Genomic DNA, 19,323 nt, shown 5'->3' with positions numbered 1-19,323 from the left:
CATTATCCCGTGAGTCACAATATCAGGTGTAAACAGCGGATTTGTCAGCATGAGAACCGGAATGAGGGTAGTGATGACTGCCGTCATTGCTGTAAAACACATCAGGGGCCACAGAATCACGATTTTGAGCAGGTAAAGGAAGAGAAAGGCCAACGATGCCAGCAGCCAGAGTACAGGGCTCATGATGAATGAGAGTGCGTTATTTATCCCCACAGACTGAAGTAGATTACTGACAGCGGCTGGCACGGTTTTCAGGAATATGCGCATGACGGGTTCCTTACGGGTGTGTTGAGGTGGATGAAGAACGGGCCAGTGACGACAGCTGTCGGACTTTGTCGCTGAAATCCAGCCAGCGCCGATCGCCGGCAAGCAGCTGAAGCAGACGATTGCCGCTGATGAGCGTGACATTTGGCCAGCGTCTGAAGGCTTCACGACTGACTTCACCCGTGCGCCCGGTATGGATGAAGAGCCCACCGCACGCTTCCTTAAGGGCCAGCTCTCCGAATGCAACAACGTGTTGTGCGTTGATCGTGGCACCGTAGCGCTTCGCCTGAATCAGCCAGCGCTGGCCGGCTATCCAGACCTGACCGTCCATGCCGCCGTCTCCGCTGTAGCTGGCATTACGTTTGATACGAAACCCCTGGCGGGATAGTGCCGTCAGCAGCATCTCCTCAAACACATACGGGTTCATTTTGCGCAGCCAGACCATGCGGGCTGCGTCATCAGGCAGCTGCGGCAGGCGGGAGAGTGCTGATGCGGCGCGTTTCTGATAAAGGCGATGGCGCCTCGCACTGGCGCTCCTGAGACAGAAAGGAGAAAGCAGGCACACCAGAACAAGGGCCAGCGCCACAGCAACCGCTACCTTTACCGGATGTCCCCTTACCAGCTCCGCAATAACAGACACCGGTATCACTGGGACAGCCCCTTTTCGGTAATCAGCACGGGGTAATGGACCAGGTGCAGGCGGCGGGCAAGATCACCGCCGCTCACCGGCACCATCTCTGTGGACGGCACCAGCGCACGAAGCGCGCTCAGAGCAGCCGCGTCTTTCACGCTCACAACCATACCCGTGGCATGCATCTGACTGAGCGCTGCCGCATGCTGTGAAAGCCACTGTTTTGACAGGCTGTCGTCACCCACCACAAACACCGGCGGCATGCCTGAAAGCTCAAGCGGCTGAGGAGTGACCGGGCCCGGGCTCATTTCCGGCGTGCTGACGGGCAGCATGTCGGATATGGACAGCGATTCAGGCGGTGCTGCAGGCACGGAGGGTGAACCGGCAACAGCATCTTTGTCAGCGTTAATGGCATCAAAGTACGGCGCTGTGGGCTCACCACCCAGGTCACCGACCACAACCAGCGCCGCGCTGGCCCCCGTGACGACGGAGAGCAGACACGCGCTGAACAGAGCGTTACGGATAAAGCAGTTGCGTTTCATCATTTCGGTTCGATCCAGGTAAGGGAGTTACTGGCGAGCTCGACCGGCGTGACAGACTGTGCACCCAATGACACCGGGGCAATCTGGCCAAGCTTGCGGCGGACGATGGCGATGTAGGTCTGCGCCTCTTTACCGCCGGCCGGATGGTGATAACAGCCAGCCGCGTTTAACCAGCTGCCGGGGCGTGCTTCGTAACAGGCGCGAAGTATGCGGGCGGCGGCACGGAGGTTGAGATACGGGTCAAAGGCGTCGCGGTAGGTCGGGAAAAAATGCCCGTTCCAGCCCAGGTTGACCTGAGCCACGCCGACATCGATGTTCTTCAGTGGCCAGCGCTGCATGAACCCGAGCAGCGCGGTGAAGGCCGCTTCACGCGTTTCATAGTGATAACCCCGGCCGGCTACGTTGATGGTCCACGGCCAGGGTTTTGCACCCCATGCGGTTTTGCGGGTGCTCTCCGCCATGGCCAGCGAATAAAGCGACTCTGCCGGCACGCGCTCTGCTGCCGCTATCTGCCGGTAGGCATCCGGAATGACCTGGCGCTTTTCAGCCGCACTGCAGACGCAACTGACAAAGCAGATCATGACAGCCACCTTCTTCAGTACGCCGCGACCTGCCATCCGGTCTCCTCCTGCTGCAGAATGACCGGCATCTGACCCATGCCGTACCTGAACCACAGGCCATTATCGTGATTAAGCGTTATCTGACGGCTGCGGACTTTTTCCACCGGGATGTTGTGCTTAACGGCCCAGGCACGCAGGCCGTCATCGCTGTCGATGCCGACCAGATACAGGTCGACGGGGCGGTTATCAGCCAGCACGGCGGCAAGACGCGCATCGCAGCGTGAGCAGTTCTCCTTCAGGAACAGCGCCAGGCGACCCTGCGTGTCGTGCGCAATGCCGGCCGCGTTAGTGCCCATGTTTACCGCCAGCGTTTCCGGATAGAGGCGAAGCCAGGCCGCGTTGACGTCACGCTGAAAAGCGAGCTCCTTCTCGGTTCGCTGATATTCGTGTTTGACCCACAACTCAGCCAAGCGGCGACGTTCCGCGCTGTTGTCGGTTTCCACGCCGAGCGCCGTGAGCGGGTCCAGACCCGGTGACATGATCCCGCGCTCGCCCTTCATCAGCGTCTGATAACGGCTCCAGTCGCTGTCAGATAACCCCCACTGCTGGGCCTGCTGCTGAGTGCTCAGACTGGAAGAGGTGTTTTCCTGAAGCGGTGCCACACGGCTGTTAACTGCCGGCGTCTGCGCTGTGGATGCCAGCGCCCAGAGCGGCAGTAATATGAGAAGTACAGTCAGTGTTTTTTTCATGGGTTTTCCTTTTACTGAACCTGAAGACGAACGGCACTGCCGTTAACGCTGAACAGCGCGGCGTTGCCCTCAAGCGCACGCAGGGTCCAGCCCATAAAGCCGTCACCGGGTGAGAGCAGGCGCATTGAGGAAATCACGGTGACGCCACGGGGAATGACGACGGCAAAGGTCTGGCCGCCGCGTCGTTCGATGCCGGTCAGCTCAAACGGTGCAGCCGGCATCACCGCGTGCCGGACTGACCGTTTAGCCTTTTTTGGTGAGGAAACAGCCTTCTGAGACAACTGCGGCTTAGCCTTTTCCGGCTCAGAGGCTTTTGGCGTGGCCACTGCCTGTTGTTTCAGAGTCTCGATGGCTGAGGCCGACGTCTGAACCTCCTGACGAAGCTGTCCTAACTGTTGCTGTAACTGCTCAACAGACTGCTGATCGGAAAGGCTGGCATCGCTGAGCTGATTCACACGGGTGCTGAGTTTCAGCTGTTCAGTCGACATCGAGGTGACTTTGTCCTGCAACGGCGAAAGCGCTGAGACCTGTTTTTCCAGCGTTTTCAGCTTTTCCTGCATGATGGTAACGTTCGAAGACAGCTGGCCAATCTCGCCGCTGCGGAAAGCGGCATCCAGGGTGTTAACCCGGATTGTCAGGTTCGACACGCGAACAAGCAGGACGGCAGAAGCCGTCAGGGTGCTGAGGAGAGCGATAATCACAAAGGCCGCGCCACCCTGACGCAACAGTCGCCGTATGTCGGGCTGGCGTTTTTCAGTTGCTGGCGAAGAAACAACGGGCTCATCTGTTGTGACGCTGGCCCCCGAAACGGGCGCAACCAGTTCATCAGGTGAGGCATGGGAAAGTGACATCGGTGAATTCCTTATGGCTGCACAGCAGAACGGCCATAAGGTGCAAAATTAACGCAGCACTGGCGATGATTAACTCATCAGCCGCTTTCAAAGATTTATGACTCCGTTACAGGCTACTCAGGAGCTTTAAATCTGACTGACGCAGCTTTACGGAATTTTTTGCAGGATAGCTCCGGTTGTTCAACAGCGAGGAGGAAAGCACATGAAAGCGGGATTCCGTTTTGCAGCTCTGTGTATGTTCGTCACCTTTACCGCAATGGCCAGAGACATTCCGCATGTCAGGCCGCTGCCCTGGCACCGCAGCGGCTATAACGGCCATCCGGGGATAGCCGACACGGCAGAAACACCCGAAGAACACATCAGAGAAGAGCAACCCCGGGTATCCCGGTCAGCAGTATGAAACTCAGACCGCCAGAGGGCGGTCTTTTATTGCACGCCCGTTCTGTATACAGATATCACTGGTAAATGAAGCCGCTGAAGGCGCCCGGTGAACATCCGTATTCAGGTAAGGGGTTGGAAACGATGCTGAAGCTGGTATTAGCCGGCACCTCAAAACTGATAAACCCCATTTTTGCCCAGCCCGGATTATTATCGTGCGCCTGCGCAACATACTTACCTCCGGAGTAGCCAGTAAGATCGTAAGTGTTAGTGCAGTCACCACCATCCCCCACTTCTCTGTGGACAGTCGGGGAGCCGCCTGTAGCATAAACGGTAATGGTATAAGGCTGACCGTTATAGCCATTATACTGCCCCGTGATATAACCCAGGTCAGCGTACTGGCCGGTTGATTTCATACCCACCCATTTACCATCTTTGCAGGAGAGTATGCCGCCACTCCAGTCGCGGCTGACCAGACCGTTTGGCCCGCATCCCGCACCGGGACTGCTTACCCCGTCAAGCTGAAGGACATCCCCCGTGGAGAGCCGGCCGTTTGACCTGACAGTTCCGCCCTGAAGCTGGCCACCGGTATAAATGCTCTTATCGTTAACGGCGCGAACCCAGTCGTTATCCGACATGTAAAAACCGCCACCGTGCGCTTCATCCAGCCACCCTTTACCGTCGCGGGTGATGAGCCAGCCACTGTTACTGCGAATATCGCCGTTCGCCGTGATGTTGTTGCCGGCAGACATGTTGCCGCGTGCGTTCACATCCTGACCCGTTACGGTGCCGTTCGCCGTGACGTTGCTGCTGAAATTGCCGTTTGCCGCGTTCACATTGCCCGTATTGTTCAGGTCATTTCCGCCCATATCGATACTGGTATGCATGGTGTTGAGGTCGGGTTTGCCGTTCACCGCAAAGCGGTATAACCGGTCACTCTCTGCACGGGAGGCGCCCAGGTCGTCTGTGGTCAGAAGTGCCGCAATATGGCCGGGCGTGGTGTTTGCGTTAAAGGTCTGAAGAGGAGCCGACCAGCCACCCCGGGCGCCGGTAACCGTGCCTGCTGTATCGATGTAGCCGCCCATCCCCGCGTTGATGCTGACGGCTATCTGATCCATGGCCACAAAAGGCAAAGGACTGCCATTCTGCGTGTAAACCAGCGCCTGCAGCTGGTTATTCTGGGACGGATTACGCACCACCGTGGCCAGATACTGCTGACCATAATCGTTGTTTTCGGTAAATCCCGGCTCCAGAAAACCCGTATTTTTCAGCATGGCCGGCGTCACCGTGACGGGTGCGGTCGACAACAGCGTATCGTAGTAACGGCCCGTGTAGCTTTTCACGGCCTGCGTGAACCGGGATGCCTGCGTGGCGCTCCTGAGCCAGTTTTGTCTGTCATTCCAGTCGCGTACCAGCGAACCGCCCCAGACGGACATATATAGCATAACCATGAGCGCAATCCCGGTGCTGACTAGGGCCCAGCCACGATCGTGAGATTTTTGAGCAGGCATGTTATTCACCAGATCACAATGGGTTGATAGAGCTGAATCAGGGTCACTGTCACGGCGCCCGCAGACAGCCATGGTCCCAGCGGGCCGCCTTCGCCCGTATGGCGTTTCGGCGCCTGCCAGAGTGTAAACATGACAACGCCTGTTCCGATCGCCCAGCAGCCGTCTGAAAAGCCAAGCCAGGCCGTGACAGCGCCAGCCAGCCACACGTCGCCCAGCGCCGGGTTTTCTCTGCCGTCGCGCATAATACTGAACTGCCTTAAGGCACCGACCATGACGAGGACGACCAGGCAGGCAACTGCGTGACCCGCCAGGGCAGACAACGCGGTGCCGGAACCGTCACTGACGGGCATCCAGAGTGAAGCCGCCAGACCGGCCAGCAGACAACTGACGGTCATGTGTCGCGGCAGCAACCCCGTCAGGGCATCGGTCAGCGTCAGCCTGAAAAGAAACAGGATGAAAAAAAAGGCGGGCAGTCGCTGTGACAGCGGAGAGAGCATGACCGCCGTGGCGGCAGCAGCAAACAGCCAGCAGACGGCAGCGGCGGTGACCTCATTTTCACCCCGGTTAAGGGGGAGGTAATACAGGCCGATGCTTTTACGGACGTGTCTGGCGATAAGGCTCAGCAATGAGAGAAACACAGGAAACAGCGCGGCAGTAAACTGCCAGGGCATACTCAGGGTCAGCAGTGTCACAGTTTTATTCCCCGCTCTTTTAACAGCAGTTTTTTATAAATGGCATAAACGCGGTTGGCGTAGGACTCGCGGGTTTCGTGCCGGTCTTTTCGAAATCCGGCGTTGTACGACCCCAGGCAGTTCCAGCTGACGCCACAGACCTGAAAATGCGAGGCCAGAATCCAGGTGCCTGTCTGTACGTTGAGGCAGGGTTTCGTCAGCAGATCCTGCGGGCTTTTGATTAACCCCTGCGCCACAAGCGACGGAATATGCGAAGAATTCACCTGCATCAGTCCGTAATCCGTGCTGACGGCCCGCCCGGTTTTCGGGTCACGATTGATGTGGGTAACGCCCGGACGCAGGCCGCTCTCACCCGTCGCGATCGCCTTAATCAGAAGCGGATCGATATGGTATTTAGCGCCCGCCGCGTCAAAGCAGAATGCCTGCGCGCGGGCACAAAACAGCGTCATAAACATCATCACAACCAGTACCGGGCGAGACATAACATCAGCCGTTATGGGTCACGACAATCGTGTTGTTGCCGGTGCGCCCGCTGTCTGCGGTACAGGCCTGTGAGATTGTCTCAGAGCTGGCACCATCGCTGAAATCCGTGCTGTTGATGGTCAGCGTATTAGACGTGCCCGATGAGTTCATACCGGATGCAACATCAATACAGGCTGACTGCGGGAGGCTCTGGGTTGTTACTGAAAACGCATTGTTGTAGCCATTGACCGCAACCGGGGAGATGACGACCTGACCACCGTAACTGTTTGTCAGGGTGGCAGTACCAGAAGATGGGGTGCCGTGAACGGTATAACCGGACGGTGCGAGATCTCTTTTAATAAGGGTGCCAGTCATGGAGGCACCGCTGGAATAATCGTATCCGTTACGTCCTTTAAGGGCCACGCCGTTGCTCAGCATGGTTTGCAGGCTGGTGACCTCAACGGCGGTGTCTTTTTTGTGCAAAAGTTTCCAGCCGGCTATTACCACAATGGTAATAACAAGGAGATAACCCAGGGCGATATAGCCCTGTTCACTAAAACCCCAGCCCCGGTCAGGGTTAATTTTTACGGCATTGTTTGAAACAGACATGGCATGTCCTCAGCGAAGGTTAAATGAGCCTGTATCCTGAAGTTGCATGACCATCAGAATGATGAGTGCAAAGAACCCCAGAATCATGAGCATTGAAAAAAATTTGGTCGTATTGGCCCTGCGGGCCACGCGTTTCAGTGTCTGTTCAAGCCAGCGGTCGGCATAGTTGCTGATCATTTCGGCTGAACCCTTGCCGTCATCAAGCAGTGACAGGTAGTTAACAGCCTCACGACTGGGGAAGTCATAGCCGCACTCACGCAGCGCCATGCCGAGAGAATTCCCCTCGCTCATGGCGTCCATGGCGGCCTCAATGCGTTCCTGCAGCCAGGGGGGAGCAAAACTGTTCAGAAGCTCCAGTGCATCCAGCTCAGGTACGCCGGCGCCCAGAAGCGCACCGGTATTCATCAGAAACACCGCACCCTGCAGGTCCTTGTATAAAGACCAGGGCAGAAAGTTATCGGCGATGCGGCGCAGGCGGCCGCGCCACCGGGGAAGGGACCACAGGCTGGCCATAGTCAGAGCTGCACCCGTAAATGCCGCTGCAGGGCCCCACTGAGCCGTCCAGTCCGAAAGATCTTTCATGAAGCCCAGCGCCCCCGTCCAGCCTGCCGGGTCGGAAATGTTACTCAGCATCGGAACAAGCGCGAGGTTATTGACGCCCAGCAGACCGCCACCCAGTACAACCAGTACCAGCGGATAGACAGAAGCAAAAACCACCTGATTAAGGATGCGCTGGCGGGCTCTGATGAGTTTGTCTGCCTGTACCAGGGAGACAGGAATTCTCCCTGTCCGCATTCCCGCACTGATGAGCGCGGCTTCTTCGTAAGGCACCCATATGGCCAGCACGTCGCTGAGCGTCCGCCCCGGGGTGTTATCGCTGAGCCCTTCAAGACAGTCTTCGGTCAGTTCCCGGTAGGGATGCCACTTCTCACCAAAACTGGTGTGCACATCGGCAATCATTTTCAGGGTAATGTCCAGCGGCTTGCGGTTTTCCAGCAGAAAACGCATGTTCTCGTAAAAGACCTGACGGTGTGCGCCGGTGAAGGTCAGTCTCACGGCGTGATAGCGGCATCGTTCAAAAAGGGACATGTCCCGCTCTGTCCTGAAACGCAGATTACGCGACATGGGATGCCTCACTGTGCAGGTGTTCGTCTTCATCCAGCGGGCAAATCAGGTCAGCTTCCAGCGGATCGACCCTGCCCTCGGCAAGATAGCGCATGAGGTGCATCAGGCGTGAGATACCGCCCCGTTTGATCCAGTCCAGACGCGCGGCATCAGGCCCGTCTGACAGCCAGATTTTCATCATTCGGGCATCCGTACGCATGACCTCTGCCACTGCGGCACGCCCTGTAACACCTTTACTGACCATCCGGCCATTGAACGGAACGACCTTTCTGCAGCATTCACAACCTTCAGGGTTTCGGAAGAAAAGCTGCTGTGGCGTGCAGACGCCTTCAACGTTGCAGTATTTCTCCAGTCGTTCGCGGGTCTCCGTATCGAGTTCAGTCATTTTACCGGACCAGGGAATTTTGCAACTCTCGCAGAGCAGGGGCACCAGTCGCTGGCCTATCAGCCCGACGATGAGAGAAGGGTCAGCCAGAAGGCGGCGGTCAATGCCGAAGAGTTCCATGCGCCGGAGGGCGCCGATTGGGGTTTTGGTATGCAGGGTTGAGAAAAAAAGGTGCCCTGTTTCGCAGGCATAAATAGCCGCAAGAATGGAATAGAGGTCACGCATTTCCCCCGTTCCCAGCGCATCCGGATCGAGTCGCAGCGAGGAGGCATTGCCGTTGTTCCACGCCCGGCTGATGGCTTCGGGAGTATTATCATCCGGCATAACCTGAGTCTGAATGGCTCCGGGCATCAGGCCTTCGGTCGGGTTCTCCAGCGTCAGCAGCAGCTTTTTGCCGCCCGTCAGTTTCATCCAAAGCTCGCAGAACGAACGCATACTGGCACTCTTGCCTGAGCCGGTTGGCCCCGTCAGAAGAACCATACCCGAGGGCAGCCGGAGCAGCTGCATCACAAGCCCGATTTGTTCGGGCAGGAAGCCAAGCTGAGGCAGCGTTGGCATATTTTTGCTGTCATCGGGGATCATGCGCATAACGACAAACAGCCCGTCAGGCGTGGCGCGATGCTCGTAACGTGCCCCGTATAATCCGGCCTGACGGGCAAACTTCGCGTCAACACGGCCCGACTGCTCACGCCCCATGTAGAAAGACTGTTCGCGGACATCGCACATGGAGATGTAAACCGTTGAGACGAGGGTAATACCTTCCTCATCGGTGAGCTCATCAATCACCTCAAGCTCACCGTGGATGCGCATCCTGATAATGGTGAGTTTGCGGTCTGCGCTAATCTCAAAATGAATATCTGAGGAATGAAGCTCATACGCGAGGCTGAAATAACTCAGCACCTTATCCTGAGAGCGGCTGACGTCTTTTTTGTCGAGGTCGTTTTCCGTGACAACCAGCCCCTGAGCAACAGCGCTTTCACGGCGCTGGCTGAGTTCACTGAGCGTAACGAATTCCGTCCTTGCGCCGGGGTGCTGTTTCGCCATATCCATGGCCCAGCGCTGTATGGCCGGGTCCTGACGGCGGTTTTTATCAATCAGCAGCGTGACGCCCTGGGTCGGGTGTTGTTCTGCAAACACAAAGTCAGCAATTTCTTTAGCCGGTTTCATGGTCACCTCAGAATGAAAGTTCGGTGTCGTCGCTGAGACGCACGAGCGTTTCGGTCACGGCCGTCACGCGCTTTGCCGTACCGGGGATCTGGTCACCTTTCACCACCTCGGCGATACCGCCGCTCGGCAACAGGAGGCGTGCGCGGAGCTGGCCGGGCTTACCGTAAATCTCGACCAGCCGGATGCCGGCAGACTTAGCGTTCGATGAGCTGCTCTCTTTCACCTGTGCAGATGATGGCGGCATCTGCCCGGCCTGCGGGTAAGAGGAGAGCGGCGGAACGACGGCTGACAGCGCTGGCGCAGACGCGACGGGCGTCTGACTCTCCCGCAGCTGCTGCTGCAGTCGCGCCGTCTGTACCCTCTGCTCAAGCAACAGGTTTTGTGCCTGAGCAGATTCCAGCTCGCCCAGGGTGACGTTGGGCGGAAGAGCGCCGCTGTCTGCTGCCTGAACGTGATGCATCAGCGTCCATGACAGCAGCAGACCGATAACTGCAGGGCTATTTCTGCGCATAAACGCTCCCCTTAATGGTGTAATTGAACTTCGCCTGCTCGTTCATGGTGATGGCCACGCTCGTCAGTCGAATCCCCGTCGCATCGAGCCCCTGAAACAGCAGCTCAGGTTGCAGGCGGGAATTGATGATGAAGGTGAATTCCCGCCAGTCCTGCGGTGCTGTTTTCATTTCCTGCCCGGGGGCAAGAACAGGCGGCTTGACTTCGTCAAACTTCACATCAATGTTTCGCCGCTGCAGATGAGAGATAAAGCGCATCAGAAGCGCATCAGTACCGGGCAGCTTTTCATCTTCAAACATCCCCGTGTTAACCCGGGCAGGGATAAACACATCCCCGTTTTTGTCGCCTTCCTGAAGATTGAAGACTGCATCGAGGCCAAACAACTCTTTGACGCGTCTGGCAAAATCACTCACCGTCGCGCCCGGCGTGGCGGTGTAGCGCAGGCGGATGCCCTTCGGAATGCATTCCGCATCTGAAACGCGCCAGCCGGCAACAGAGGCGTACAGCGGTTCACGCGTCAGCCAGCAGAAGCTGAGCATCACAGGCACCGGCAGCTGATGCGCCCAGGGATGCGGCGCTGAGGCAGGCAGTACAGGTTTTGCCGGCGTCATGGCCATCCTTGCGCGGAACGCGGCTTCATCGGCGGCCAGTCTCGCCCGTTCGCTGAGGGTGTCTTTGGCATACCAGCCGGCATACAGCAATACCATCAGCACCAGTGAAGGGAGTGCGACTTCCGAGGGGCTCAGGCGACGGCGGAGACGGCAGCGTTTGAGCTGAGCGCCTGTGAGGCCTGAGGTAACAGAAAGAACGTCGATGTTCTCTTCCGCTGCAGCAACACAGCGGAATTCACCCGATTCGTATTCGTTGAAATGTAGGAAATTTCTGGCGGCGGACTCTGCATCAGCCCGGGTGCCGGTGAAGTCGCCCATGACCGAGAGGTGTCCGTTGCTTATGGCAAGAAACACCCAGCTGTCATGCTCACGGCTCAGCCGGTAGATGCCCCAGGCATTGCCGCTTTCTTTGAGCTGAAAGGCCAGAGCCAGTGAATACAGGCCGCTGCGGGTCCGGCCCGGAGAAACATTCCCCACCAGAGCATGCGGGCGAGCCCCCTGAATCCGGTAGTGCGTGTCCGCTGCCCGGGTGCCGTGGCGTAGCCACTGAATACCGGACTGAGCTTCCTCCCACTCCATGCCGGCCACCCATTCGCGGCGGTTTTTTCTGTCCCTGACCGTTACGCCGGAGCTGAGCAGGTGTGACGCTTTTTTAGAGATTTTCATCGTTATTGCCCCAGCAAAACCGGTGTAACCATGATGACGAGCGTTGAACGGCTCTTCGCGCCGCTCTGACCGCCGCCCAGAAGGAAGTTCTCAGGCGTAAACGTTCCCTGCTTGTTGGAGGAGGCGTTCTGCTGTTCTGAACCGGTGAGCACCAGCGTCTGCCCCGCGCGCAGGTTGACCTTGCGGGCAAGGCCTTCGGTCGCGGTGTTAGCCACGTCGTTACGGGTATTCCCGTCTTTGCTGATAAAGCTCTGAATGTTTGGCGGCGTGGTATAGCTGAAGGCAAACTGAAGCTGGATATCGCCATTTTCCTGCACAAAAGGCAGCATGGTGATGAACAGGCCGGTGGTAATGCTTGTTACGGTCTGGCTGGACGTCACCCCCACGTTGGCCACCGCCGTGGAGCTTGAGCTGTTGAGCATCCCGGTATTGTTGGACAGCTGGTAGGCTATTGGCGTCAGGTTGGCCGTCGGGTCAGTCTGGTTCAGCGCCATCGTGACCGTACCCTGCTGCTCAAGCGCCCTGAGCATGAGTTGTGAGCCGGAAAACTTCTCAGCCCCGCCGGTTGCACTGTTCAGGATGGACAGACCAAAACTCCCCGCATTGGACGGGGCCCCGGTAAAGGTGCTGCCGACGCTCGCACCCAGCCCTGACACCGTTTTGGCAATCAGGCCCCAGTCCAGACCCCGGTCGACGTTTTTGGTCTGGGTGACGCGAACAATCTGCAGTGTCAGCTGTACCTGACGTTTCAGTACTTTATTCTGGTAATCGATATACCGGCCGACCCTGTCCAGCACGTCAGGCGTGTCGGTCACGCTGAGCGTGCCGGTGGCATCAGACAGCCAGTAGCGGCCGCTTTTTGGCGTGAGTATCTGCTCGACCGTTTTGCGGATATCGTTATAGAGGTCGCTGTTCATGCCGTAGTTGGTTTTCTGATTCGAACTGACGTCGCCTTTGGTGCCGCCTGTTCCGCTCTGGTTGCCCAGCTGAGCACCCGCCCCGGAGGTAATGGACGCGGAGCTGTCGACTTTGGTATTGAGGATGGCGAGCTGAAAGGTGCGCGTGTCCTGAATAAAGAAATCCACACGCCCCGTTGTGCGGCGGACTGAGAGACCCAGCGTACTGGCGGCAATGTTCAGGGCTTCCTGCGCATCGCCCTGAAACCGCGTTCCCTGGAACAGGACGGGTTCAGACGTCGACATGACAGCGGGCTGCGCCTGCATACCCATCTGTGCCAGCGGCACCCGACCATTGTCGTCCGGTGCCGGAAGGCGGCCGCTCATCTGTGACGTGACAACGCTGCCACCTGCGGACTGCAGAAGTGCTGCTGAAATCTCCGGCGAGATGTAAACCCGGAAGCCACAGAGGGCATTAATGCGGCTGGCTATCTGCGGCAGCGTCAGCCCCTCGGGACTGTTAAAAAACACCGGACAGGGCGGCATTCTGACGTCGTCCGGCGCCGCAATGGCCGACTGAATGGGTTTCAGGTTAACCCAGGGCTTGTCCGCCCACACGACAGCCGGCTGCGTCATATCCAGGCGACTTTGCAGTATCCGCTGTGCCGTATCGCCCTGCGTATTGTTGTCTTTTTCAATGGTGGCCACGTCTCTGACCGAGCACGCAGAAAGCAGCACGGCCATGGCCAGCAGCGTCAGTTTTAGTGGGGTGCGCGACATCCGCTGCTCCTCAGTTAAGGTAAACAATGCTTCCCTCCGTCACGCCGGACGGAAGGGAAAGATTCATGTCTGTGCCGTCGAACATGCGCAGCCGGCCCCCGGCAACGGTCAGCGCCAGCGCAGAGGATGTCGACTGATTACGGAGTGCGGCATAAACCCCCGGCGTATCCGAGACCCAGACCCACAGCCTGCCGTTGTGGATGACACTCTGAATCCGCTCATCAGGGGGCGGCATCATGCCGGTCGCCGCTGGCGAAACGGGGCCGTCACCCACTGAGCGGCCATGCCGCCAGTCGTTCACCGCATCAGCCGTACGCAGCATGTCGGTGGCAAGCCGCGAGGGCGCGGCCACGGTCACTGACTGCGTGACAACGTCTGAATTACGGCGCTGGGCGTCACTGGCCATCAGCCAGAAGAACATGGCCAGCGCGATAACCGGCATGGCTAAACCCATTTCAGCGCCCTCCGGGCGTGGGGGTGTCGCTGACGGACACCAGGCACTGGATGCGGTTGGCTTCGGCAAACAACGGCTTTTCAGCGTGCCGGTACAGGTCAAATACCTGCACCAGAACCGACTCGAAATTGCCGTGAAACACCAGGGGAGCATCGATGCGGTAATCCAGCGCAACGGGCCAGATAAGGACCCAGTTGCCGCCATTGGCGCAGGGCGCTTTTGCCGTCCAGGCGGTGAGCGCTTCTTTGAGGGTGGTGCCCGGCTCAGCCCGCCAGGTCTGACCCGTGGCAGGCGGCGTTACCGGCGTACCCGTCGAAAAAGTGGGTACGATACGGCTGTCCGCTGCGGGGGCCGGTGTGACAGCCGTGGACGGCTGCTGATGCACGACTGAAGACGCTTTCGGTGCGGCATTCACTGTAGTCAGGGGGGCAGTTTTGGTTTTGACGGCTGTCGGCGTAATGACGACGTGATTCTGCTTCGCCGTGGTGTGCGCAGCAGCTGCGGTTCCCACTGAAGCTAAAGGGGCCGGCTTTTGTGAAGAGGCCAGTAAATTGCCTGAGGTTACTGACGACTGACTCTGCTGCAGTACCGGCGAGGGTATGCTGAGGCTCTGCGGTTTTAGCCCTGAGGGCGTGACCACATCGCCGGTGAAGGGGTTCCTGGCAAGCCCGGATGCAGGTGTCTGAACTGATACGGCTTTAGTCTGCACAACCGGAGCTGCATATGGCCTGGTGACCGGGGCGCTGATCGCCGGGCGAATGGCCGGGAGGCTGACAGCCGGCGCTGAAAAACTGCGGTACTGGTCGCGCAGCCCGAAGCAGACCTCGCGGTTCACCTCGTCCACCTTAAGACGCCAGGCGGGACCTGCGACAACCTGAAGCGCTTCGCTGAGTTTCAGCGGGCCGATGGTGCGCTGAACGGCGGGCAGCGGGCGGCTCAGGAGTTCGGAAAACGCAGCGCTCGTTGCTGAACACAGTGAATAACCTGACTCCAGCAGCAGATAGCGGAATCCCTCGCCGACCGTGCTGACCAGCTGCGCGGGCATGGTGATATCGACCACCTGGTTCAGCGGGTCCAGCTGCGCATCGGCAGGGCGGGTGCTGACAAGAGTATAGCGATCGTAGCGCACGACCTCAGGTGAGCGGTTGCGGTAGATATCATCAAACCGGGCCGGCGTGCGGCTGCGGGAATACACCGACGCGGTGTCTGTCGCGGCTGCATTCACACAGCCTGCCAGCATCACAGTGCAGGCAATAATGCCGGCACGTTTAGCGGCCTGTCCGGAAGGTACTGCCATCAGGTTCCACCCCAGGAATAGTCTTAATCAGGACTGCTATTCTGGCTGTGGGGTAAAAACGGACAACGTGAAACTCTTAGCCCGGCATGAAGAAAAAACAGACCGCGCCGATGACATTACAAAACCGGTGTACTGGAGTAATGCATGAGCAACTTAATCGATCAGATACAGTTCTGGGGCCTGATTTACAGGGATGGCGGACTATTTATTTTTACTGCAGCAAGTGCGGCCATTTTCTCGCTGCACGCCATATGTGTGTTTAAAAACCGCCAAAATCTGAATCTGACATCGCTTTATCATTACACCACCCGCAAACGCCTTGAATCCATTGCCGGTATGAAGGTCATTACGGGGGGAAATCACGGGGTCATATTTACAACAGCAAATGAGAAATACCGTAATCGCGGAACCAGCAGGAAGTGCAGAAAAACACAGAAAACTGAATCAGGTGGCCCAGCAAGGATTGTGTTTACAGAAAATGCCCTCGGATTGTTTCACATGAAACGAAGGAGCTGGTACTCGCTGCTGACCGGAGCCTCGTTTATGGCCGAACTGAACGATGAGTATGTTTCTCGTCATAAAGGGAACATAAAAATTCTGGCGGCTAGTCTCACAGCCAGTGAGCTTATTGTTACTGATGCTGAACCTCATCCCCCTTCACATGTGGAAAAAATATATTCAATGATCAATGGTAAGGTCATCAGTTTACAAAAATCCTTTGTCTGTGTGTTTCATTCTATAACGCTGATGTTCCTGATCGACAGAGAAGTGAGATGTCTATTTTTTGAACTCAACTGGCTCTTACTCTTTCTGGGATATATGGCTGTTCTTTTTATTTCGATGCCTGTTGCAGAGTGTATTTATTTTCTTTTCAGAAGCAGACTGCCCCACGGATGACGGTAACACCGGGCAGGTCCTCTGGTCCTTTAACAATGCACACAGAATCATGCACAAAAGGAACACGGCGAAGATAACGATTGTGACAGTGAACGTGAGGCGAGGAACCACATGATACCCGCTCAAAAATCTGAAAACAGCCCTCGTTCCAGCACCTATACGCCTGAGAAGCATGTTGATTGTGCCTGTTTAGATAAATTCATGCCTGTTAAGCTGCGTCCTTGTTGCACTGAATAAAACAATAAACTCAGGTTCTTTAGGCAAAGATTTCAGATTGCCTTCATATGAAAGGTGAGAGGATTTAAAGAAAAACATAAGAGGCCCGTTACATCAGGCCACTCAGTTAACCGTGAGAAGAAAACAAAGTCCGAAAACCACTGGCAAATTGATTCATCAAAACTACATACAGCAGCACTGAACACCAGACACATGGGATGGTGTAAAAAATATCTTCACTCAGTCGGTCACGGAACAGGGCGCTGTAAATAAAGAAAATAAAGGCAGTAACACAAAAGGCCCTGAGCGCATCCCCCATAAGGCTGAGTGTCGGCACAAAAGTCATCATGAACAGCACTAAAAAAATGACAAAGAAGTCCCCGTGTCGCAGAAACGTGACGTCGTAAAGCCAGCTGAGAAAACGTAGTAAGAGTTTCATCCGTCAGTCATCCTGTGTGCATGTTGTGCCAGAAGGGGAGTTTGCGACGGACTAAAAGTTATAAAAACCGGGAAATCTGATTGAGTACGACAGACTTTTTCTTTGCATCAGCAGACTAACCGTATAACTGCCCTTAAACGCCGTCAGGCCATAAAAGCAAGTTTTACAGCCTGACGGCGTTGCCCGCTAAGGACGGTACTGGGTTGTGTAGTTAACTGTGAGCAGACCATCAACAGAGATATCCTCATCAAGAGCATCCCAGTGTATGCCACGTTGACTCAGTTCAAATGCATTCAGCTCATGTGCAGGGGCATTAACCAGCGAAGGAAACCAGGTCAGCGGCACGCCAATAACCCGGCCATCATTTAAACTCACCCACATCAGATTATCGTCAAATACCACCTTCACAGGGGTGATTGTCATTGCTTTTCTCCTCAAAAAAAAACGGCACAGTGAATTTCTCCACTGTGCCGCCTGTTCGTTATATCAGTAACTTCTTTCAGCAGGCCAGTGGCCAGAAATCGCTGTCGAGTATCTGACTGATCGACCATTCAGGCTGATCAGGAAAAACAGCGAGGCCGGTTTCAGTTGATGCAACAGCCACACCTTTTGCCCAGATAACCTCGATCCAGTCCGGATCGCTGAACTTTGTTTTAAGACTGGGTGACTCCTTCAGAGCATAGAGAATCTCTTTTCTCTGAGCCTTAATGGTTTTCTCCCAGGATGTGCCACGATGTGAAGGCTGGTATTTCCACTTCAGAAGATGAGCAATCAGTAAACTCATGCGGCTTGCCAGCTCACGCTGCTCACTTTTACCCACGTCTTCTATCTCCTCAGCAATTTTTTCAAAGTCTATCTCTGAAAACTTGCCGGAGCGCAGCAGGGAAGCCTGCTCTGAAGACCAGGCCACCACATCCTTTTCATAAGGCGTATGTACTGTCATGTATGAACCTCCGTGCAGAGCAGACGACATTATACAGTTATGAAGTCTGTCAGAGAAAAATCAGCCAGTCAAAACTGGCAGGTAAGGTAAATATGCCACCCTCAGTGAGGGAGTGCAGATGATTAAAAAAAAGCGCCAGAAAAACTGGCGCCGTGGGGTGTAACCTAATGAATCCTTTACGAAATTGCGTAAATAGCCTTACGACAGACGCCATAGCCGTGTCCGAGGAACGGTATGTCATCGTCAAAGTCCATTGGCGGCTCGTTCGCCGGATTACTCGGAGCCGACTGTTGTGCCTGAGAAGGCTGAGGCTGTTGTGGCTTACCCCATCCGTCCTGCTGGCCTGTCGGCTTATTGTTTCCACTGGTGTTGGTGCTGTTTTTAGCCCCGCCCAGCATCTGCATCGTTCCGTTTACATCAACCACGATTTCGGTCGTATAGCGTTTAGTACCTTCGCTATCCTGCCATTCCCGTGTTCTCAGTTTGCCTTCGATATAGGCCTGTGAACCCTTACGCAGGTATTCACCGGCTATTTCAGCCAGCTTTCCAAACAGAACGACGCGATGCCATTCGGTTTTTTCCCGGTTTTCACCGGTCTGTTTGTCACGCCAGGTTTCTGAAGTGGCCACTGAAAGGCTGGTCACTGCAGTACCGTTTGGCATGTAACGAACTTCGGGGTCCTGACCGAGATTGCCGACCAGGATAACTTTGTTGACGCCGCGTGCGGACATAATGAATTCCTCTTGGAAATGGGGTTGAGAGGAACACACCCGCCGGGATGTGTTCCGGCGGTGTGTCCGTGACGCTTAGAAAGATTCCGGATCGTAAGCTTTTTGAGCGGCCGGACCGGTTTCTGGCGTCTGGGAAGCGTTAGGAGCCTGGTAAACAACGTCCTGACCCTTTTTGATGAACTCGACCTTTATCAGGCGGGCCTTCAGTGAGGGGCGGGATTCACCGGCATGCTCACCACTTTGCAGGGTAAACACGTCGGCTTTCAGGCCACTGAGTACAAATCCAATCAGGACTTTTTCCTCTTCATCAACGGCTTTCTGACAACGGTTGATGAGGGATGTCTGCTCTTTACCTGCAACGGTAATGTCGAAGCGGGTATAGGAAGCATTGTCAGTCGGACCTGTCAGGGCATTGATGACGGCACAGGTAAACTCACCATTAGAGCCCTGCAGTCGACGAATCGAACTGAGGTAGCCGATACCACTGACGTTCAGGTTGAAATACTCTTTCTGGCTTTTGCCGGTAGTGGCAGCGCCAGCAGAAGCGGTGTTGTTTGAAGCAGGGGTGTTTGCAGTTACAGTCATGATGTTATCTCCGGAGTAAAACGAAACAGGGCGCGGAGAAACATCAGTCCCGTGCGGGAGAGAGTTTCCCGCAGGGGGTCAGCAGATAACTGCCGACAGGCTGTATTAGTGAAGTGGACCTTGACCTTAAAGGCACCTGTTTGCAAAGGTTAAACAGGTTTAAACCGCCCGAAAGCGCCATCTCTCAGGTTGTGATGGCATTGGCATGTGATTACCCGAAGGCGTTCCTCTCAAATCACCGGAACATTGGCAGTTGTCGGAAGGACAACGTTTAGCCTCTTTATCTTTCACGTACACGCGGCGCTTGTCAATCTGGCGGCGTATAAAAATTCATCAGTGCGCGGATAATAAAAAGCGGCACCTCCCGGCACC

General features: G+C 56.1%; 22 protein-coding genes. 2 read left to right on the top strand and 20 right to left on the bottom strand.

Going from position 1 to position 19,323, the window contains the following annotated elements:
• Positions 1–277: 277 nt before the first annotated feature.
• Genes NR177_RS00955 through NR177_RS00935 form a run of 5 tightly spaced genes read right to left on the bottom strand, consistent with a single transcriptional unit; the run spans position 278 to position 3,597 of the window.
• Complete coding sequence (locus tag NR177_RS00955; protein WP_256852222.1) at positions 278–910, bottom strand: restriction endonuclease; 633 nt, start codon at positions 908–910, stop codon at positions 278–280.
• Positions 910–1,440 (bottom strand): integrating conjugative element protein, encoded by a 531-nt coding sequence (locus NR177_RS00950; RefSeq protein ID WP_194761752.1) that lies wholly within the window; start codon positions 1,438–1,440, stop codon positions 910–912. Before NR177_RS00950 ends, NR177_RS00955 begins: the two co-directional genes overlap by 1 nt.
• Positions 1,437–2,018, bottom strand: coding sequence for a transglycosylase SLT domain-containing protein (locus NR177_RS00945; RefSeq protein ID WP_256852098.1), 582 nt, complete (start codon positions 2,016–2,018; stop codon positions 1,437–1,439). The genes NR177_RS00950 and NR177_RS00945 overlap by 4 nt, the downstream gene beginning before the upstream one ends.
• A gap of 14 nt (positions 2,019–2,032) precedes the next feature.
• Entirely contained in the window at positions 2,033–2,746 is a 714-nt protein-coding gene (locus tag NR177_RS00940) for a TIGR03759 family integrating conjugative element protein (protein WP_256852097.1), read from the bottom strand.
• Positions 2,747–2,757: 11 nt separating this feature from the next.
• Positions 2,758–3,597, bottom strand: a complete 840-nt coding sequence (locus tag NR177_RS00935; protein WP_256852096.1) for a plasmid transfer protein — start codon at positions 3,595–3,597, stop codon at positions 2,758–2,760.
• A 202-nt stretch (positions 3,598–3,799) separates the two neighbouring features.
• On the opposite strand from NR177_RS00935, the gene NR177_RS00930 reads away from it, so the two are divergent.
• Positions 3,800–3,997 (top strand): hypothetical protein, encoded by a 198-nt coding sequence (locus NR177_RS00930; protein ID WP_256852095.1) that lies wholly within the window; start codon positions 3,800–3,802, stop codon positions 3,995–3,997.
• 55 nt (positions 3,998–4,052) lie between these two features.
• On the opposite strand, the gene pilV is transcribed toward NR177_RS00930, so the two are convergent.
• Genes pilV through NR177_RS00875 form a run of 11 tightly spaced genes read right to left on the bottom strand, consistent with a single transcriptional unit; the run spans position 4,053 to position 15,140 of the window.
• The gene (gene pilV / locus NR177_RS00925) at positions 4,053–5,486 is read right to left on the bottom strand and encodes a shufflon system plasmid conjugative transfer pilus tip adhesin PilV (protein ID WP_256852094.1); all 1,434 of its coding nucleotides are present in this window, start codon (positions 5,484–5,486) and stop codon (positions 4,053–4,055) included.
• Between the two features lie 5 nt (positions 5,487–5,491).
• On the bottom strand, positions 5,492–6,178 hold the full coding sequence (locus tag NR177_RS00920) for a potassium transporter TrkH (protein WP_256852093.1): 687 nt from the start codon (positions 6,176–6,178) through the stop codon (positions 5,492–5,494).
• Positions 6,175–6,660 (bottom strand): lytic transglycosylase domain-containing protein, encoded by a 486-nt coding sequence (locus NR177_RS00915; protein WP_041456055.1) that lies wholly within the window; start codon positions 6,658–6,660, stop codon positions 6,175–6,177. Before NR177_RS00915 ends, NR177_RS00920 begins: the two co-directional genes overlap by 4 nt.
• Positions 6,661–6,664: 4 nt before the next feature.
• Positions 6,665–7,249 carry a type 4 pilus major pilin gene (locus NR177_RS00910; protein WP_256852092.1) on the bottom strand — a complete coding sequence of 195 codons (585 nt, stop codon included), beginning with the start codon at positions 7,247–7,249 and terminating at the stop codon, positions 6,665–6,667.
• Positions 7,250–7,258: 9 nt separating this feature from the next.
• Positions 7,259–8,374, bottom strand: coding sequence for a type II secretion system F family protein (locus NR177_RS00905; RefSeq protein WP_256852091.1), 1,116 nt, complete (start codon positions 8,372–8,374; stop codon positions 7,259–7,261).
• On the bottom strand, positions 8,364–9,926 hold the full coding sequence (locus tag NR177_RS00900; protein ID WP_256852090.1) for a GspE/PulE family protein: 1,563 nt from the start codon (positions 9,924–9,926) through the stop codon (positions 8,364–8,366). Before NR177_RS00900 ends, NR177_RS00905 begins: the two co-directional genes overlap by 11 nt.
• Positions 9,927–9,933: 7 nt before the next feature.
• Positions 9,934–10,437, bottom strand: a complete 504-nt coding sequence (pilP, locus tag NR177_RS00895) for a type IV pilus biogenesis protein PilP (protein WP_256852089.1) — start codon at positions 10,435–10,437, stop codon at positions 9,934–9,936.
• On the bottom strand, positions 10,424–11,713 hold the full coding sequence (gene pilO2 / locus NR177_RS00890) for a type 4b pilus protein PilO2 (RefSeq protein WP_256852088.1): 1,290 nt from the start codon (positions 11,711–11,713) through the stop codon (positions 10,424–10,426). Before pilO2 ends, pilP begins: the two co-directional genes overlap by 14 nt.
• A gap of 2 nt (positions 11,714–11,715) precedes the next feature.
• Positions 11,716–13,389 carry a PilN family type IVB pilus formation outer membrane protein gene (locus NR177_RS00885; protein ID WP_256852087.1) on the bottom strand — a complete coding sequence of 558 codons (1,674 nt, stop codon included), beginning with the start codon at positions 13,387–13,389 and terminating at the stop codon, positions 11,716–11,718.
• Positions 13,390–13,399: 10 nt separating this feature from the next.
• Entirely contained in the window at positions 13,400–13,843 is a 444-nt protein-coding gene (gene pilM / locus NR177_RS00880) for a type IV pilus biogenesis protein PilM (RefSeq protein WP_256852086.1), read from the bottom strand.
• A 1-nt stretch (position 13,844) separates the two neighbouring features.
• Positions 13,845–15,140 (bottom strand): TcpQ domain-containing protein, encoded by a 1,296-nt coding sequence (locus NR177_RS00875; RefSeq protein ID WP_256852085.1) that lies wholly within the window; start codon positions 15,138–15,140, stop codon positions 13,845–13,847.
• Positions 15,141–15,284: 144 nt separating this feature from the next.
• Between NR177_RS00875 and NR177_RS00870 the strand changes: the two genes are divergently transcribed.
• Complete coding sequence (locus NR177_RS00870) at positions 15,285–16,037, top strand: hypothetical protein (RefSeq protein WP_256852084.1); 753 nt, start codon at positions 15,285–15,287, stop codon at positions 16,035–16,037.
• Between the two features lie 841 nt (positions 16,038–16,878).
• Here the strand turns inward: NR177_RS00870 and NR177_RS00865 are convergent.
• The 4 genes from NR177_RS00865 to NR177_RS00850 form a co-directional block, all read right to left on the bottom strand.
• Positions 16,879–17,115 carry a DUF2442 domain-containing protein gene (locus NR177_RS00865; RefSeq protein ID WP_015701191.1) on the bottom strand — a complete coding sequence of 79 codons (237 nt, stop codon included), beginning with the start codon at positions 17,113–17,115 and terminating at the stop codon, positions 16,879–16,881.
• Positions 17,116–17,191: 76 nt separating this feature from the next.
• Positions 17,192–17,635, bottom strand: a complete 444-nt coding sequence (locus NR177_RS00860) for a DUF29 domain-containing protein (protein ID WP_015701192.1) — start codon at positions 17,633–17,635, stop codon at positions 17,192–17,194.
• 176 nt (positions 17,636–17,811) lie between these two features.
• Positions 17,812–18,366 (bottom strand): single-stranded DNA-binding protein, encoded by a 555-nt coding sequence (locus NR177_RS00855; RefSeq protein ID WP_015701193.1) that lies wholly within the window; start codon positions 18,364–18,366, stop codon positions 17,812–17,814.
• A gap of 75 nt (positions 18,367–18,441) precedes the next feature.
• Positions 18,442–18,951, bottom strand: coding sequence for an STY4534 family ICE replication protein (locus NR177_RS00850; protein ID WP_015701194.1), 510 nt, complete (start codon positions 18,949–18,951; stop codon positions 18,442–18,444).
• Positions 18,952–19,323 lie beyond the last annotated feature (372 nt).

The organism is Pantoea sp. Fr+CA_20 (assembly GCF_024520835.1).
Taxonomy (GTDB): Bacteria; Pseudomonadota; Gammaproteobacteria; order Enterobacterales; family Enterobacteriaceae; genus Pantoea; species Pantoea allii.
Note: the sequence above shows the minus strand (reverse complement) of the source record. Positions and strands in the feature narration are given on the sequence as shown.